Below are 16,246 nucleotides of genomic sequence, written 5' to 3' on the forward strand. Positions count from 1 at the left end.
TAATAATAAAAAAAATAAAAGAAACGCCAAAAGTTTACCCAAGACAATCAAATAGTATTAGTAAAAAACCTATAAAATAAAAGTAAACATTATAGTTTTCAATAAGATATTTAAAGTAAACTTTTTCTACCAAAAAAGAGGGTTTTTTTGCAATTATGTAGAAATGTTAATAAAAGGAAAATTGTGAGGGATGGTACGGGTATGCAAAATGAAGTTTATTATGTAGATCCACAATTAATTTGTCCTAATTTATATCAACCAAGAAAAGTATTTGATGAAGAAGCATTATATGAATTATCATTATCTATAAAAAGTTATGGAATAATTCAACCACTTTCAGTTAGAAAAATTGGTGATGATAAGTACGAATTAATTGCTGGAGAAAGAAGATTAAGAGCAGCTAAATTAGCAGGACTAAAACAAGTTCCTGTAATAATAGTACAGATATCAGATGAAGATTCAGCAGCTATAGCATTACTTGAGAACATACAAAGGGAAGAATTAAACTTCATAGAAGAGGCTGAAGCATATAATAATCTGATAAAAATACATTCGTATACACAAGAAAAATTAGCTGAATTAATTGGCAAGAAGCAATCTACAATAGCTAACAAGTTAAGAATATTAAAGTTATCAGATGATATAAGAAAAATTCTTTTGGAAAACAAGTTAACAGAGAGACATGGTAGAGCATTATTAAAATTACCTGATGAGAAGTTACAATTAGATGTGCTCAAAGAAGTTGTAAAAAGGGGTCTTAACGTTAAAAAAACAGAAGAGTTTATAGATAGAGAGTTATTAAAGCTTACAACAAAAGAAATAGCATCTGATGGTAAGAAGAGAATAAAAGGTGTGTTTTCATCTAAAATATATATAAACACAATAAAACAGGTTTTTGATAAATATGGTATAAATGCCCAATATAAATCAAAAGAGCTTGATGAATTTATAGAAGTTACTGTAAAAATACCAAAAAGTAAATAAAAAAAGGAATGTTTCACGTGAAACATTCCTTTTTTTACTTTATAGGATATTATAAAATTTCAAATCTGTGGATAATTTTATTAAGTGATGAAACATATGGAGTTTTAAGTTGAGAACTTTAATGAATAAAAAATTACAAGTGGCAAGTTGCAAGAGCTTAATAAATTGACAATTGACGATTGAAAATTGACAATTCAAGGATAAATCTTCTAAGGAAGATTTTAAAATTTAAAGAATATAATTTAGAGAAAATCTGTAATTTTCAACTTTCCACTTTCAATCTTCAACTTTATATTTAGGAAGTGTGTGACTTCCAACAATAATCGTCAATTGTCAATTATCAATTATCAATTAAAAAAGGGCGCAGTCTTTTGTTCTATATAGAATGTTATAGATTTTAAATTTGAAGATAACTTTATGAAGTACAAAACACAAGTAACAAGTTAATGACGTTTTTCTTTATATTGTTCTGAAAAACTAATAATTCAATTTTTAATTTTATATTTTTTGTAGAAAAAGCAACCTTAACTTATGACTTGTAACTGAAAACTTGTCACTTAAAGAAGGGTGTAGCTACAGTATTCTTTCTATAATACCGTAATTGTAGAGGAAATCTAACATTAAGGTTATAGACATCAGATAGAACAAATTTTCATTTGATGATGTTTTTTCTATTATCCCAATGTTAAATAAGTTAATCTAGAGAGATTATCAGATGAAAATTGACAAATTTAACAATAAATATTTAGATTGTTACAGAAAGTGGCTTTCAATCTGCGTTGTAAAAATATATAATAATAGTAGGTAGAGATTATATAGGGAGGTGAAGTTCTCTTATATGTATAGGAGAATATAAATTATGAAATCTATATGCATATTCAATCAAAAGGGTGGAGTTGGTAAAACAACTACAAATATAAATTTATGCGCCTATTTAGCAATGAAAGGGTATAGAGTTTTAGTTATAGATATAGACCCTCAAGGTAACACAACAAGTGGACTAGGTATTGATAAGAGAAAACTAAAGAGCTCTATATATAATGTTCTTACAGAAGATAAATCATTAAAAGATGCAATAATAGAAAGTCAACTAGTAAAAAATATGTTCGTTGTTCCATCAACGATGGAATTAGCTGGAGCAGAAGTTGAATTAAATAGCAAAGAAAATAGAGAAACTATATTAAAGAATAAAATAGAAGAAGTAAAAGATATGTTTGATTTTGTTCTTATAGATTGTCCTCCATCGCTAGGATTTTTAACAATTAATGCACTTAGTGCATCTAAATCTGTTTTAATACCTATACAATGTGAATTTTATGCATTAGAGGGAGTTGGACAATTAGTTCAAACTATACAAATGATAAAAAAATCACTTAATAAAGATTTAGAAATTGAAGGCGTGCTAATGACCATGTATGATGCAAGAACTAAGTTATGCAATGAAGTTGTTGGAGAAGTTAAAAATTATTTTAAGGATAAGGTATATAAAACTTATATACCAAGAAATGTTAGATTAGCTGAATCACCTAGCTTTGGTTTACCAATAATGCTTTACGATGATAAATGTAAAGGTGCAGATGCTTATGAAAAATTAGCAAAAGAGTTTTTATCAAAGCAAGGAGTGTGATTTAGTTTTGAGTAAGAAGTTTGGACTTGGAAAAGGCTTAGGAGCATTAATTCCAGAAGAGGAACAAATTGAAAAAGAAGATAAGACAAATGCAATATCTATGAACCTTATTAAACCTAACAATGAACAACCAAGAAAATACTTTGATGATCAGAATATCTTAGAATTAAGTGAATCTATAAGAGAATTTGGAATAATACAGCCTTTAATTGTAAAACAAGATATGAATAATTATACTATAATAGCAGGAGAGAGAAGATGGAGAGCTGCTAAATTATTAGGATTAAAAGAAGTTCCTTGTATTGTTATGGAGTTGACAGATAAAGAAGTATTAGAAGTATCACTTATAGAAAATATACAAAGGCAGGACTTAAATCCAATAGAAGAAGCTAAGGCTTATGAAAAATTATTGAAGGAATTTGATATAACTCAAGAAGAATTATCTAAAAGAGTGGGAAAATCTAGAGTTGTAATAACAAACTCTTTAAGATTATTAAAATTAGATGAAAGAGTACAAGAATATATAATGGATGGAGTAATAAGTGAGGGACATGGTAGAGTAATTTTATCTATACAAGATAAAGATGATCAGTATAGTGTTGCACAAAAAGTTATAGATGAGCAATTATCTGTAAGAGCACTGGAATCACTTATAAAAAACATAAGGAAGCCTAAAGAAGAGAAAGAAAAAGTAAGAAATTTTAATCCATACTACTTGGATATAAAAGAAAAGTTACAGCAAAGGTTTGATACTAAAATTAATATTAAAAACAAAAAAGATAAGGGCAAAATAGAAATAGAATATTATTCAGAAGAGGATCTACAAAGGATTTTGGATTTATTAGAAATATAATGTTTCACGTGAAACATTACAGGAGGTAATGAAATTTGGAAAATTTATTTGAAATGGTGAAAGATTTTTCACCGTACATAATATTAGGATTAACAGCAATAACTTTAATATTAATAATAGTATTAATTAGTATGTCTAGGGCCTTAGGAAAACTTGAAAATAGATATAGAAAGTTAATGAGAGGGACTACTACAAAAAATTTAGAAGAATCAGTAGTTGAGTATTTGGATAAAATCGACGAGGCTAAAGCTATGGTTGAAAGTTGTAACGGAAGAATGAATGAAATTGATGATAGAATAAAACAATGTGTACAAAAAATATCAGTAATTAGATATAAAGCTTTTGAAGATGTAGGAAGTGATTTAAGTTTTTCCATTGCATTATTAAATGATAATAATAATGGGGTAGTTGTTACAGGTATATTTGGAAGAAATGAAAGTACTACTTATGCAAAACCAATAGATAAAGGAATATCTAGATATGATTTATCAGAAGAAGAACAGCAAGTGTTAAATGATGCAATGAGTAAATAATTTTTTAAAATTTTTTAAGTTATAGTATATAATTTAAATATATTAATGATAAAGTTCTTATGTTGTATATTTTTTAGAATAAAACTTTCTTTAGAGGAGAAAATACCCCTAAAGGAGGTTTTTTTTATGAAAATATATTTAACTCCTAAATTAAATTATTTAAAGGATGATTTAGAAACATTAGGACATACAGTAGTGAATAGTAATATAAGGAATATAGAAGCCGTCATTTGTGATTTGAAAAATCAAAAAAATAGAGAGGAAGATATATTAAATAATATTTATAATAGAAATAATGATATATTAGTAATCGATTCTGGAAGCAAGAGTATAAATGATATAGAAAATATTTTAGAAAAACAACATTTACAAGGTACATTTTTATAGCCACTAATAAATTAGTGGCTATTTACTTTAAGTGGAGAACATATAGATGAATCTAAATAAAAATCATTTGAAGATTTTTTACCACCAACACTCTTAAGTACAGAGTGATATATACCTTGAGAAATTGTTTCAGCAAGTTGCATAACTACATACAATCTAGTATTTTGAAGAACCATAAATTCCATATTACCTGAAATATTTACTACTCCAGAAATACTTAAATCACCAACAGCAGGTAAATCTTTATTTACAGCAGAACCTGGAAATAGTGGTTTATTGTCAATTAAGACTTTACCTACATTGGGTAAACTTCCTAAACAAGCATCTATAGCAATTATATAAGGATTATTATAAGTAGAATGTATTTCATCTAAAGTAGATTGAAGATTTTTAGCGTGTACGGGATTTTCTAATGTACCTAGTATAGAGATACCTTCTCTATGCAGAAATTTAAGTTTGTGACCAACTAATGGACCTAAACTATCACCAGTTGACCTATCCGTACCTATGCAAAGAAATATTATATGACGTTTTTCTTTAATAATTTTAGAGAGTTTGGAACATAATAGATCTCTTAATTTAAAAGATGAACTAACATCAAGAGAATCCAAAATAATCTTAGACATGAAAAAACCTCCTTTTAGTAAATTATTAACCAAAAGAAGGATTCTTATACAAAATGACATATTATTTTAGTATTGAATTAAGGGCATTCAAAGTATAATTAATATCTTTTTCATCATTAAAATAACCTATACTAAATCTCAAAGTTCCACTTGGATATGTTCCAATTGTTTTATGAGCCAAAGGTGCACAATGCAAACCAGTTCTAGTCATTATCCCATATTGATAATCTAAAAGAAATGATAATTCGCTTGAATCCATATCTTTAAAATTAACAGAGATGGTAGAGGTTCTACCCTTAATATCTTTAAGTCCATATAAAATAGTTTTATCTATATTTAATAAACCATCTAAAAATATTTTTGCAAGGTTCATTTCTTTTTCTTCAATAGATTTTACATCTGTTTTTAATAAAAATCTTACTCCAGCATATAATCCAGCTATTCCAGGAGTATTTAAAGTTCCACTTTCAAATTTATCAGGTAAAAAATCAGGTTGAACCAATTGTGAAGATAGGCTACCTGTTCCACCCAGAATTAATGAATTACATTTTTCATTAAATGCGTCAGTTATCAAAAATCCACCTATTCCTTGAGGTCCTAATAGTCCTTTGTGGCCAGTAAAAGCTAAAGCACTACAATTTAATTTTTTAAAGTCAACTTCCATGGCTCCAGCAGTTTGAGCACAATCAACTATAAAATCTATATTGTTCTCTTTACATATAGAACCTATTTCTTCAAGTGGTTGAATGGTACCAACTACATTTGAACAATGTGTCATAACAACAAGTTTAGTGTTAGATTTTACGGCATTTTTTACATTTTCTACATTTATAAGACCATTTTCGTCACAATCAATAATATCTAGCTCGATTCCTAAGGAATTTTTCAATTCAAATAAAGGTCTAAGAACTGAGTTATGTTCCATTGAAGAAGTTATTATATGACAACCTGGTTTTATAAATCCCTTTAAAAGCATGTTTAAGGAATGTGTAATGTTAGCAGTAAATATAACATTTTCTGGTTTATCAAAATTAAATAATTTACAAATAGATTCTCTGCAATCATAAACAATCCTACTACTTTCTAGTGCGCTTGCATAAGATCCACGACCTGGACTAGCACCTAAATCAGTCATGTAGTTAAGCATAGCATTGCGTACACTATCAGGTTTTGGATATGTAGTAGCTGCATTATCAAGATAAATTTTCATAAAAAAGCCTCCTAGTAATTATTTAAATTAAAGCATGAGTTTAATTAATCCAAACAGAATAAATCCTGATCCTAAAATGATCAGTATATATTTTAAAACTTTTGATGTTAAATCTGACTTACCATTAGTTTTAGAGCTTAGTGATTTAAATCCTTTAGCTGCTAAGAAATTTAATACAGCAAACCATGCTGTCATTGTAATTAAAATGCTTATTATAAATAGAAAATAATATATTATTCCAGTATCGTGCCAAAATTGAACTATTGTACCACTTAAGATTAACCAAAGAGATAAAGACATAGGATTAATAAATGTCATTAAAAATCCAGATAAAAATGGAGGAAAGTTATCCGTGTTAAACATAGATGGTTTATCTCTTTTTTTACCATTAAATACATTTAATAGAATTAATATTGACCCTGAAATAATCCAAAAAAGACATTCTCTTTGACGGGTAGCTGTAAGTAGATTAGCTAAGCCTAGATGTATTATTAATAAATAAGACATATCAGCACTAATTGCACCTAGAGACACCTTAAATCCGTTTAAAAACCCATAATTAACAGTACGCTTAATAGATTCTAATCCAGAGGGGCCTAATGGAATACATATAGCAAATCCTGTGCTTATACCAGAGATTAAACATTTTAATAAAACCATAAAAGATATATCCATAGTCTGCTCCTTTAAATAAAAATAAATTTAATAACTATAAAAAATATATTTTAACCAATAAAGACCCATATTAGGTCTACAAAAGTATAATAACATATAATACTATTTTAAGTAATATTTGCGTCATAGACAAACATTAATGACAAATAAGTAGAAAAAATAAAATAAAAGGAATACTTTCTATTTTATTTGATGTGATAAATAATTTATACTATATTATATATAATGATTATAAATATAGTATAAATTATTAGGAGGACTTATGAAGGAATATTATTTAATTGTTTTTAAAAATACTCATGATGCGATACAAGGTGAGAAGGTGTTAAAAGAAGAAGGGTTAAATGTTATAATAATGCCAACTCCAACTTATATAACAAAAAGTTGTGGAATTAGCGTTAGATTTAATACTAGTGACGTGGAAAAGGTTAAAGAAATAATTGGACAAGATAAAATGGAAATAAAAAATATATATCATAAAACAGACGAAAAATTTGAGCTTGTAATATAAATATAGACACTTAGGCACATTCAAAAAAGTAACAAGTCAGTATGCTAGTCTTTAAATAAGTGGAGAGGTGAAAGTTGAGATGTGAAAACTTTAATGAGTGACAAGTTATGGGTTACAAGTTGCGGTTAAATCTTCTAAGGAAGCTTGGAATGAATTTACAATTGATGATTGAGAATTGACAATTGAAGGATAAATCTTCTTAGGAAGATTTTAAGATTTTAAAAATATAATTAAAGAAAATCTGTGATTTTCAACCTAAACTTTCAATTTTCCACTCTCAACCTTCAACTTTATATTTAGGAAGTCTGTGACTTCCAACAATAATCGTCAATTCTCAATTGTCAATTTAAAAAAGGGCGTAGCCTTTTGTTCTCTGACACAAAATATACATGGCATCTTGGACTTGTTATTTTCTTTCATGTGCCTTAACAAAGGAGAAGGGATATGAGTTTTATAAATAATATATTAAAAAATTTGAAAAATATAAATCTAGATTTAGATAATATTGTAGACAAAGCAATAAATATAATAATTATTATAATAGCTATGTGGGTTGTAATCATGATTTCTACTAAGCTTATAAATAAATTTATTGAAAAGCAAAGCAATATGAAGATATCTTTAGATGATAAGAAAGCTCATACAATTGGAGCAGTTTTAAAAAGTGTTGTTAGATACACTGTATATTTCTTTGGAATATCGGCAATCCTAACTTCAATATTTGGTCCTATAACGATAACTCTAGCGGGTATTGGGGGAGCTGCAATAGGTTTCGGAGCACAAAGCCTTATAAAGGACGTAATAAATGGTTTTTTTATAATATTTGAGGATCAATTTTCCGTAGGAGAATATATAAATATAGGAGATAAAGGTGGAGTTGTTGAAAGTGTTGGACTTAGATTAACAAGACTTAAAGATTTCAATGGAGATCTACACATTATACCAAATGGAAGTATTGTTATTATGACAAATCACTCAAGAAATGACATGAGAGTTTTAGTAGATGTAGATGTTGCTTATGAGGAAGATATAGACAATGTTATTAATACACTTGAAGAAGTGTGTAGTAGGTTCAAAGAATATCCAGATATTGTTGAAGGTCCTAAAGTTATAGGTGTAACATCTTTAAAAGATTCTGGTGTAAGTGTAAGAGTATGGGCTAAAGCAAAGCCAATGACACAATGGGATTGTGAAAATATTCTTAGAAAAGATATAAAGAAGGCATTGGATAATGCAGGTATTGAAATACCATATCCAAAAAGAACAATTTATAATATGCAAGAAAAATAATTATTATAATTTAGGAAAGGTTGGGTTTAATTTTATGCCTAAAGTATTTTACTTAGGAGATATCGTTGAAATGAAGAAACAACATCCATGTGGCAGCTATCAGTGGGAAATAATAAGACTTGGAGCGGACATAAAAATTAAGTGTGTAGGATGTAGCAGAATTGTAATGATTTCAAGAAGTAAATTTGATAAAGATGTAAAAAAGATAATAAAGCAAAATATACCTGAGGAATAAAAACAAAAAAATATTGCAAATTTTAAAACTTAGTGATACAATTACTTGGTAAATCCCTGCTGTGTAAAGCACAGCCTTAGGCCAAGGGGAGGAGGTGAATTAGATGAGAAAATATGAAACTATATTTATATTACATCCATCTTTAGACGAGGAGGCTGTAAAGTCTATCCAAGATAAATTTAAAGGTGTAATAGAAAATGGTGGAGGAGTAATTGATAACGTAGATTTCTGGGGCAGAAGAAAACTTGCTTACGAAATTTCTAAAGTTAGCGAAGGATATTATACTCTAATCAACTTCACTGCTAATACTGAATTACCAAAAGAGTTAGACAGAGTTTTTGGAATCACTGACGGTGTTATAAGACACATAATCGTTAAGGAAGAGAAATAAGGTGGTGTCAACAAGTGAACAAAGTTGTTCTTATTGGAAGACTAACAAAAGATCCAGAACTTAGGTATACACCAGGGTCTGGAATGGCTGTAACCACTATTACTTTGGCAGTAGATAGATACAATGCTTCTACTAAACAAAGAGAAGCTGACTTTATTTCTGTAGTAATATGGGGTAAACAGGCAGAAGCTACAGCTAACTACATGACAAAAGGTAGTTTAATGGCTGCTAGTGGCAGAATCCAAACGAGATCTTACGATGCTAAAGATGGCAGTAAGAGATATGTTACTGAAGTAGTTGCTCAAGAGGTTAGCTTTTTAGGAGGCAAAAACTCTAAACAAGATTCAACTAATTTTGGTGGCAACAGTGATTATAGTATGCCGGATAGTAATCCATTCGCGCAAGGCGCAGGTTTTGATAAAACAGAATCTAATCCTTTTGGCGGACAGTCATACGAAGAGGATATAACTCCAGTAGATGATGGAGATATACCTTTCTAAAAAATCTAACACTTTTTAAGGTAAGGAGGGAAAATGATGAGCAGAGATATGAAAAGAAACTCTAGAATGAAGAGAAAGAAAAAAGTTTGTGCTTTCTGTGTTGAAAAATCAGAAGGTATAGATTACAAAGACATAAGTAAGTTAAGAAAATATGTTACAGAAAGAGGTAAGATATTACCAAGAAGAATTTCTGGAACATGTGCTAAGCACCAAAGAGAGCTTACTTCTTGTATAAAGAGAGCTAGAAACATAGCATTATTACCATTTACAACTGAGTAATATACTAAATGTTTCACATATTAAGCTACTGATTAAATTCAGTAGCTTTTTTGCTTTTAAGCATCTTCAAAAAAATAACAAGTCAGTATGCTAATCTATTTTGTTTCATGTGCCTTATAGCTTTTTATTTCTTATATTGCATAAACTAAATAATAAATACAAAAATGTTTAAAAAACTACATAAATAATACAGTGAAATTAATAAAATACTATATATTGCACATATAAATATAATTATTTCTTTTTCATATTCATAAGTAGTGAATATATTACAAAATATGGCTTTGTATACTAAGGATTATAAAACAAACTTTAGTTGCATAAATATTGAAAAAAAACTACAATAAATATATATAACTATGGTAATGGGGGTATATGGGGTGAAAAAAAATAATTTTAACATTATGTCTAACGTAAAAATTATCGAAGAGCTAAAGGCACAGTTATTATGTATTATTGGAGAATTCTTTAGGCTTTTAACAAAAGGAAGTAATGTAGCTCATGATGCAATATTGGAATGTATATCAGGTGCTATAATAATTCTTTATATATTAGCTGAAAGATTAGGATATTCCTATACTGCTGTGGATGATAATATGAAGAAGAAAGTTAAACTAGGAATAATTGAGGAAGATTTAGTTGAAAAGGATGGAAAAAATTTAAGTAGGCTATATACTCATTTAAAGGAAAGAAATTAGAACTTTTGGAGGAGTTATGGAGAATAAGAAATTTAGCACTCAATCTATTGTTGAAGTTGGAATAATGAGTGGTTTAATCATAGTTATGTTTATGATAGTTAACTATGTTCCTATCATTGGAAGTTTATTTATGTTTGTACTTCCTTTGCCTATAACTATACTTTTAGTAAAGTATGATATTAAGGTTTCAACATCAGCTATAATTGTAAGTACGATCTTGCTTGCAATTATAAATAATCCTATAATAGCTATTGGGAACGCTCTGATGTTTGGGCTTACAGGTAGCGCTATGGGGTATTGTATTAAAAATAAGAAGACACCAATTTTTACTATTATGTTAGAAACAATAGCTTCAATTTTTTCAATGTTAGTAGGATATGCATTAACCATATATGTAGTTATGGGAACAAATCTTATAGCTATAATAAATCAACAAATAAATATGATTAGGGAATCAGTTGATCTAACTAAAGAAATATATGCGGGAATGGGCGTTTCAATAGATTCAGCACCTTTATTTGATGTAATAAATAGTATAACGCCTGAATTTTTAATGACTGTACTGCCTGGGGTCTTGGTGATGATTGCATTAATTACAGCATATATAAACTACATGGTTACAAAAACTATAATGAAAAAATTAAGGTATGAAGTAGCAGATCTAAGGCCATTTTCTACATGGTATATAGATAATAGGATAGGGGCAATGTTAATACTAGTTTTAATTATATCTTTAATGATGATTAATCATGGTATTGATATGGGATCATACATATTTGGTTCTATAAATGTTATTTTTCAAATAATGATGGTTGTATTGGGATTTTCAGTAATAATATTTTATTTGAAAGATAAATTGAAGTTGAAAAAAGGGTTTATTATTGTAATTTCTATACTTATATTATTTAATGTAACACTTAATAAGTTAGTTTTCTTAATAGGTATTGTTGACCTAGTTCTTGATTTAAGAAGACTTGATCCAAATAGTTTATCAAATAGTATAAAAAACTATTTGGATAAAAAAAATATCAAATAGGAAGGCGGCTTAGGAGTGGATAAATTTAAAGATTTTATACCAAGTACAAAGATTTATATGATATTTATAGCTATATTAATAGCTATTATTTTTATTTTTGGTCATATTATATTAGGGTTTGCATTTATGATTTTTTTCGCCATATTGGTTATATATAATATAAACAATGTTAGAAAAAAACATGATAAATTAAGAGAATTTATTGAAGAGTTTTCAAATAATTTAGATAGTGTAACGAGAAGTACATTAGGAAATCTATCATTCCCAATGATAATAGTGACTGATGATGGAAATGTAAATTGGTATAACAATAAGCTTACATCTATATTGAAAAGAGAAGAAATATTGGGAAAAAACATTAAAAATATTATAAAGGATTTTAATATAGATGATATAAAAAGTGGTACAGTAGGATGCTACAAATCTGTAAATATAAATGATAGGTACTTTGATATCTATACTAATTTAGTTAATACAGAAGGAAAGAGTTATGAAGATAAGTGTATAGTAATACTTTATTTTTATGATATAACTAAGCTTGAGACCTTAAAAGATCAAAGAGAAAGTATAATGCTTATAGAAGTAGATAATTTAGATGAGGTAATTAAAAGTACTGAAGAAAATTCTAGACCGCTATTGGTAGCTGAAATAGAAAGAACAATAAATAGTTATGCTCAAAACAATAATGCTATGATTAAGAAGTATTCTTCAAATAAGTATGTTTTAAGTGTTGAAGAAAAATATATAAAAGAAGATATGAAAAAGAAGTTTGAAATACTTGATACAGTGAGAGAAATAAACATTGGAAATAAATTGGCAGTAACTCTTAGCGTAGGTGTGGGTATGCATGGTGATACACCCTCATTAAATAATAAGTATGCAAATAGCGCTAAAGAGTTAGCACTTGGAAGAGGTGGAGATCAAGCTGTCATAAAATCAGGAGAAAAATTAGATTTCTTTGGAGGAAAAGCCAAAGAAGTTGAAAAAAGAACAAAGGTTAGGGCAAGGGTTGTTGCCCATGCATTAAATGATTTAATAAAAGAAAGTTCTAAGGTTTATATAATGGGACACAAAAATCCTGATATGGATTGCTTTGGAGCTGCAGTTGGATTAAGCAGTGCGGTGAATAAGCTGAATAAAGAGTGTCACATAGTTTTAAATGAAGTTGGAAGTGGAATAAGATATATTGTAGATAAAATAAAAGAAAATCCAACTTATGATGGGTTATTAATAAGCCCTGAAGAGTGTAAAGCAACTATTGATGAAAATAGCTTACTAATTTTGGTAGATGTACACAGTAGAGGTTATGTTCAAGATTCTAAAATTGTGGAAAATGTGAAAAACATAGTTATAATAGATCATCATAGAAGAACAGTTGACTTTATAGAAGGTGCTATTTTGACATATATTGAAATATATGCATCATCGACTTCAGAATTAGTCACAGAAATGATACAATATATGTTAGATAAACCTAAATTAAATCAATTAGAGGCAGAAGCTCTTCTTGCTGGAATATGTGTTGATACAAAAAATTTCTATTTGAAGACAGGGGTAAGAACTTTTGAGGCAGCATCTTTTTTAAGGAGATCAGGAGCCGATACTATAGATGTAAAGAAAATGTTTGCTCAAGATTTGGATACTTATATAAAAAGAGCTGAAATCATAAGAACTGCTAAAGTGGAAAATAATATTGCCATTGCTATTGCTCCTCCAAATATAGAAGATACTGTAGTTGTTGCTAAATCAGCTGATGAGCTACTAAATATTACAGGTATTCAGGCATCCTTTGTCCTTGCTAAAATGGGAGAAGACGTGTATATAAGCGGACGCTCATTTGGAGATGTAAATGTTCAACTTGTTTTGGAAACTCTTGGAGGAGGCGGACATATGACCATAGCAGGAGCAAAAGTTAACAATTGCAGTTTAGAAGAGGCTGTTGAAAGATTAAAAAGCGCTATAGCTAAATATTCAAGGGAAGGTGAAACAAAATGAAAGTAATTTTATTAGGTGATATAAAGAGTGTTGGAAAAAAAGGCGAGGTAATAAATGTTTCAGATGGATATGCAAGAAATTTTTTATTTCCTAGAAAGCTTGCTCAACAAGCAACAGAAGGAAATATGCATATATTAAACACTAAAAAGGAAAATGATAGAAGAAAAAAAGTAGCAGAGATGGAAGAAGCACAAGCTTTAGCTGATAAATTAAAGGGTAAAGAAATTATTATAAAAGCTAAGGCTGGGGATAATGGTAGATTATTTGGAGCAATAACAAGTAAAGATGTTGCAGAGATCATAAAATCTCAATACAAAATTTCTGTAGATAAGAAAAAAATAGTTATGGAGACAGTAAAACAACCAGGTGCATTTGAGATAGAAATAAAAATATATCCAGAGGTATCTACAAAAATGAAAGTTATTATTGTTTCTCAGTAATAAGGGGGATTAAGCTTGAAATCACAATTTGATAACAAGATTGAAGAATTAACAGTAGATGAGCTGCTAGATAAGGGAACCTCTTTAGAAGCACAGATAAATGTATTATATGAAATAGCTGATAACATATTAGATGAAGGTGCTTTAAGAGCTAGAACAGTAAAATATAAGCTTCAAAAACATGTTAAGAGTAATGATATATATAAGAGAATATATGCTTTAAATAAAATAGTTAGCGATGGTAAAGGGGTAGAGAATATACCCACGGCTGAAACAATATCTGAGGTTATAGAAGACACTAATAATTGGGTTTCAGAGAACATCGCTAAAAGATATATTCAAAATAAAATCGAACAACAAGTTGAGAGATCACTAGTTGAAAAGCAAGATAAATATGTAGATGAAATTAGATTAGGCATAATGAAAAAGCAAAAAGGACCTGAAAATACTAAAACATTAAAAAAGTATGATACGTTAAAGAAGCTAGATGAAAAGAAACTTACTAAAAACATACAAAGTATTTTAAGACCTGAAAGCTTTAGTGAGATAGTTGGACAAGAGAGAGCTATTAAATCTCTTTTATCAAAACTAGCTTCTCCATATCCTCAACACATAATACTTTATGGACCACCAGGAGTTGGAAAAACTACAGCAGCAAGACTTGCTCTTGAAGAAGCTAAAAAGATTAAGTTTACTCCATTTGATGGGGATGCAAAATTTATTGAGGTTAATGGAACAACATTGAGATGGGATCCAAGAGAGATAACAAACCCATTATTAGGTTCGGTACATGACCCAATTTATCAAGGAAGTAAAAGGGATCTAGCGGAAATAGGTGTACCAGAACCTAAACCAGGGTTGGTTACAGATGCGCATGGTGGTGTATTATTTATTGACGAAATAGGTGAACTAGATAACATACTTCAAAATAAGATTTTAAAGGTGTTAGAGGATAAAAGAGTAGAATTTTCATCATCATATTATGATCCAGATGATGAAAATACACCTAAATATATAAAGTATTTATTTGACAATGGAGCTCCGGCAGATTTTGTTCTTATAGGAGCAACTACAAGAGAACCATCTGAAATAAATCCAGCTCTTAGATCAAGATGTGTTGAAGTTTATTTTGAGCCCCTTTCAGCTAAAGATATAGAAAGTATAGTTGAAAATGGTGCTAAAAAATTAAATGTTACCATTGAAGATGGTGTAGCAGAATTAATAAGTAGATACACAATAGAAGGAAGAAGAGCTATAAATATTTTATCAGATGCATATGGATATGCTTTATATAATTCAGATAATGATGATATAGAAAACTTAACTATAACAAAGGCATATGTAGAAGATGTATTATCCGTTGGAAGATTTTCACCATATGAAAGATTAGATAATTATAATAAAAAGGAAATAGGACATGTTTATGGATTAGGCGTAAGTGGATTTATTGGATCTACACTAGAAATAGAGACTGTTGTGTTCCCAGCAAAGAAAAAGGGAACTGGTCAAGTTAGATTTAATGACACTGCTGGTTCTATGGCAAAGGATTCAGTGTTTAATGCTGCGTCTGTTATAAGAAAAATAACAGACAAAGACATAAAGGATTATGACATACATGTAAATGTAGTTGGTGGAGGTAGGATAGATGGACCCTCTGCTGGTGCAGCTATTACAGTGTGTATAATTAGTGCATTACTTAATAAGCCAATTAGACAGGACGTTGCAATAACTGGAGAGATATCTTTAAGGGGAATGGTAAAGCCAGTTGGTGGTATATTTGAAAAAGTATATGGCGCTAGAAGAAAGTGTATAAAGCTTGTTTTAGTTCCAAAAGATAACGAAAAGGAAATACCATTAGGACTTAAAGATATTGAAGTTAAACCAATTTCATCAATAGAAGAATTAATGAATATAATATTTTAAGAAAAGAGACTCTTACTATTTTTAGTAAGAGTCTTATATTTAACATCGTAATG

General features: G+C 28.9%; 19 protein-coding genes. 16 read left to right on the forward strand and 3 right to left on the reverse strand.

What is annotated here, in order from left to right:
* The first annotated feature begins 201 nt into the window (after nt 1-201).
* The 5 genes from noc (at nt 202) to BM119_RS14425 (ending at nt 4,384) form a co-directional block, all read left to right on the forward strand.
* Nucleotides 202-984, forward strand: a complete 783-nt coding sequence (gene noc / locus BM119_RS14405) for a nucleoid occlusion protein (protein WP_090042481.1) — start codon at nt 202-204, stop codon at nt 982-984.
* Between the two features lie 859 nt (nt 985-1,843).
* On the forward strand, nt 1,844-2,611 hold the full coding sequence (locus tag BM119_RS14410; RefSeq protein ID WP_090042442.1) for a ParA family protein: 768 nt from the start codon (nt 1,844-1,846) through the stop codon (nt 2,609-2,611).
* A gap of 7 nt (nt 2,612-2,618) precedes the next feature.
* Complete coding sequence (locus BM119_RS14415) at nt 2,619-3,464, forward strand: ParB/RepB/Spo0J family partition protein (RefSeq protein WP_090042443.1); 846 nt, start codon at nt 2,619-2,621, stop codon at nt 3,462-3,464.
* A 35-nt stretch (nt 3,465-3,499) separates the two neighbouring features.
* Nucleotides 3,500-3,997, forward strand: coding sequence for a DUF4446 family protein (locus BM119_RS14420; RefSeq protein WP_090042444.1), 498 nt, complete (start codon nt 3,500-3,502; stop codon nt 3,995-3,997).
* Between the two features lie 126 nt (nt 3,998-4,123).
* Nucleotides 4,124-4,384 (forward strand): YkuS family protein, encoded by a 261-nt coding sequence (locus BM119_RS14425; protein WP_177199441.1) that lies wholly within the window; start codon nt 4,124-4,126, stop codon nt 4,382-4,384.
* Nucleotides 4,385-4,395: 11 nt separating this feature from the next.
* Here the strand turns inward: BM119_RS14425 and yyaC are convergent, their stop codons facing one another.
* From yyaC to BM119_RS14440, 3 genes are all read right to left on the reverse strand, one after another.
* Nucleotides 4,396-5,010 (reverse strand): spore protease YyaC, encoded by a 615-nt coding sequence (yyaC, locus tag BM119_RS14430; RefSeq protein ID WP_090042446.1) that lies wholly within the window; start codon nt 5,008-5,010, stop codon nt 4,396-4,398.
* 61 nt (nt 5,011-5,071) lie between these two features.
* Complete coding sequence (locus BM119_RS14435) at nt 5,072-6,220, reverse strand: aminotransferase class V-fold PLP-dependent enzyme (protein ID WP_090042447.1); 1,149 nt, start codon at nt 6,218-6,220, stop codon at nt 5,072-5,074.
* 27 nt (nt 6,221-6,247) lie between these two features.
* Complete coding sequence (locus BM119_RS14440; protein ID WP_090042448.1) at nt 6,248-6,895, reverse strand: LysE family translocator; 648 nt, start codon at nt 6,893-6,895, stop codon at nt 6,248-6,250.
* A 262-nt stretch (nt 6,896-7,157) separates the two neighbouring features.
* Here BM119_RS14440 and BM119_RS14445 point away from each other — a divergent pair, with 262 nt between their 5' ends.
* The 11 genes from BM119_RS14445 (at nt 7,158) to lonC (ending at nt 16,193) form a co-directional block, all read left to right on the forward strand.
* On the forward strand, nt 7,158-7,406 hold the full coding sequence (locus BM119_RS14445) for a putative Se/S carrier protein (protein ID WP_090042449.1): 249 nt from the start codon (nt 7,158-7,160) through the stop codon (nt 7,404-7,406).
* A gap of 444 nt (nt 7,407-7,850) precedes the next feature.
* A complete protein-coding gene (locus BM119_RS14450; RefSeq protein ID WP_090042450.1) occupies nt 7,851-8,696 on the forward strand; it encodes a mechanosensitive ion channel family protein in 846 nt (281 codons plus the stop codon).
* Between the two features lie 34 nt (nt 8,697-8,730).
* Nucleotides 8,731-8,931, forward strand: coding sequence for a DUF951 domain-containing protein (locus tag BM119_RS14455; protein ID WP_090042482.1), 201 nt, complete (start codon nt 8,731-8,733; stop codon nt 8,929-8,931).
* Between the two features lie 103 nt (nt 8,932-9,034).
* Nucleotides 9,035-9,322: a 30S ribosomal protein S6 gene (gene rpsF / locus BM119_RS14460; protein WP_090042451.1), complete on the forward strand. Its 288-nt coding sequence runs from the start codon at nt 9,035-9,037 to the stop codon at nt 9,320-9,322.
* A 14-nt stretch (nt 9,323-9,336) separates the two neighbouring features.
* A complete protein-coding gene (locus BM119_RS14465; protein WP_090042452.1) occupies nt 9,337-9,822 on the forward strand; it encodes a single-stranded DNA-binding protein in 486 nt (161 codons plus the stop codon).
* A 36-nt stretch (nt 9,823-9,858) separates the two neighbouring features.
* Nucleotides 9,859-10,101: a 30S ribosomal protein S18 gene (rpsR, locus tag BM119_RS14470; RefSeq protein WP_090042453.1), complete on the forward strand. Its 243-nt coding sequence runs from the start codon at nt 9,859-9,861 to the stop codon at nt 10,099-10,101.
* A gap of 380 nt (nt 10,102-10,481) precedes the next feature.
* Nucleotides 10,482-10,799: a MazG-like family protein gene (locus tag BM119_RS14475; protein WP_090042454.1), complete on the forward strand. Its 318-nt coding sequence runs from the start codon at nt 10,482-10,484 to the stop codon at nt 10,797-10,799.
* A gap of 16 nt (nt 10,800-10,815) precedes the next feature.
* Nucleotides 10,816-11,835 (forward strand): YybS family protein, encoded by a 1,020-nt coding sequence (locus tag BM119_RS14480; RefSeq protein ID WP_090042455.1) that lies wholly within the window; start codon nt 10,816-10,818, stop codon nt 11,833-11,835.
* Between the two features lie 57 nt (nt 11,836-11,892).
* Entirely contained in the window at nt 11,893-13,830 is a 1,938-nt protein-coding gene (locus BM119_RS14485; RefSeq protein ID WP_090042483.1) for a DHH family phosphoesterase, read from the forward strand.
* Nucleotides 13,827-14,270, forward strand: a complete 444-nt coding sequence (rplI, locus tag BM119_RS14490) for a 50S ribosomal protein L9 (RefSeq protein ID WP_090042456.1) — start codon at nt 13,827-13,829, stop codon at nt 14,268-14,270. The genes BM119_RS14485 and rplI overlap by 4 nt, the downstream gene beginning before the upstream one ends.
* 15 nt (nt 14,271-14,285) lie before the next feature.
* On the forward strand, nt 14,286-16,193 hold the full coding sequence (lonC, locus tag BM119_RS14495; RefSeq protein WP_090042457.1) for a Lon family ATP-dependent protease: 1,908 nt from the start codon (nt 14,286-14,288) through the stop codon (nt 16,191-16,193).
* Nucleotides 16,194-16,246 lie beyond the last annotated feature (53 nt).

It is taken from the genome of Clostridium frigidicarnis, from assembly GCF_900111985.1.
In the GTDB taxonomy this organism is placed as follows: domain Bacteria; phylum Bacillota; class Clostridia; order Clostridiales; family Clostridiaceae; genus Clostridium_Z; species Clostridium_Z frigidicarnis.

Bases quoted from the DNA above. Each gene is read 5' to 3' on its own strand.
- noc (WP_090042481.1), top strand. From the start codon at position 202: ATGCAAAATGAAGTTTATTATGTAGATCCACAATTAATTTGTCCTAAT.
- BM119_RS14410 (WP_090042442.1), top strand. From the start codon at position 1,844: ATGAAATCTATATGCATATTCAATCAAAAGGGTGGAGTTGGTAAAACA.
- BM119_RS14425 (WP_177199441.1), top strand. From the start codon at position 4,124: ATGAAAATATATTTAACTCCTAAATTAAATTATTTAAAGGATGATTTA.
- yyaC (WP_090042446.1), bottom strand. From the start codon at position 5,010: ATGTCTAAGATTATTTTGGATTCTCTTGATGTTAGTTCATCTTTTAAA.
- BM119_RS14435 (WP_090042447.1), bottom strand. From the start codon at position 6,220: ATGAAAATTTATCTTGATAATGCAGCTACTACATATCCAAAACCTGAT.
- BM119_RS14440 (WP_090042448.1), bottom strand. From the start codon at position 6,895: ATGGATATATCTTTTATGGTTTTATTAAAATGTTTAATCTCTGGTATA.
- BM119_RS14445 (WP_090042449.1), top strand. From the start codon at position 7,158: ATGAAGGAATATTATTTAATTGTTTTTAAAAATACTCATGATGCGATA.
- BM119_RS14450 (WP_090042450.1), top strand. From the start codon at position 7,851: ATGAGTTTTATAAATAATATATTAAAAAATTTGAAAAATATAAATCTA.
- BM119_RS14455 (WP_090042482.1), top strand. From the start codon at position 8,731: ATGCCTAAAGTATTTTACTTAGGAGATATCGTTGAAATGAAGAAACAA.
- rpsF (WP_090042451.1), top strand. From the start codon at position 9,035: ATGAGAAAATATGAAACTATATTTATATTACATCCATCTTTAGACGAG.
- rpsR (WP_090042453.1), top strand. From the start codon at position 9,859: ATGAGCAGAGATATGAAAAGAAACTCTAGAATGAAGAGAAAGAAAAAA.
- BM119_RS14480 (WP_090042455.1), top strand. From the start codon at position 10,816: ATGGAGAATAAGAAATTTAGCACTCAATCTATTGTTGAAGTTGGAATA.
- BM119_RS14485 (WP_090042483.1), top strand. From the start codon at position 11,893: ATGATATTTATAGCTATATTAATAGCTATTATTTTTATTTTTGGTCAT.
- rplI (WP_090042456.1), top strand. From the start codon at position 13,827: ATGAAAGTAATTTTATTAGGTGATATAAAGAGTGTTGGAAAAAAAGGC.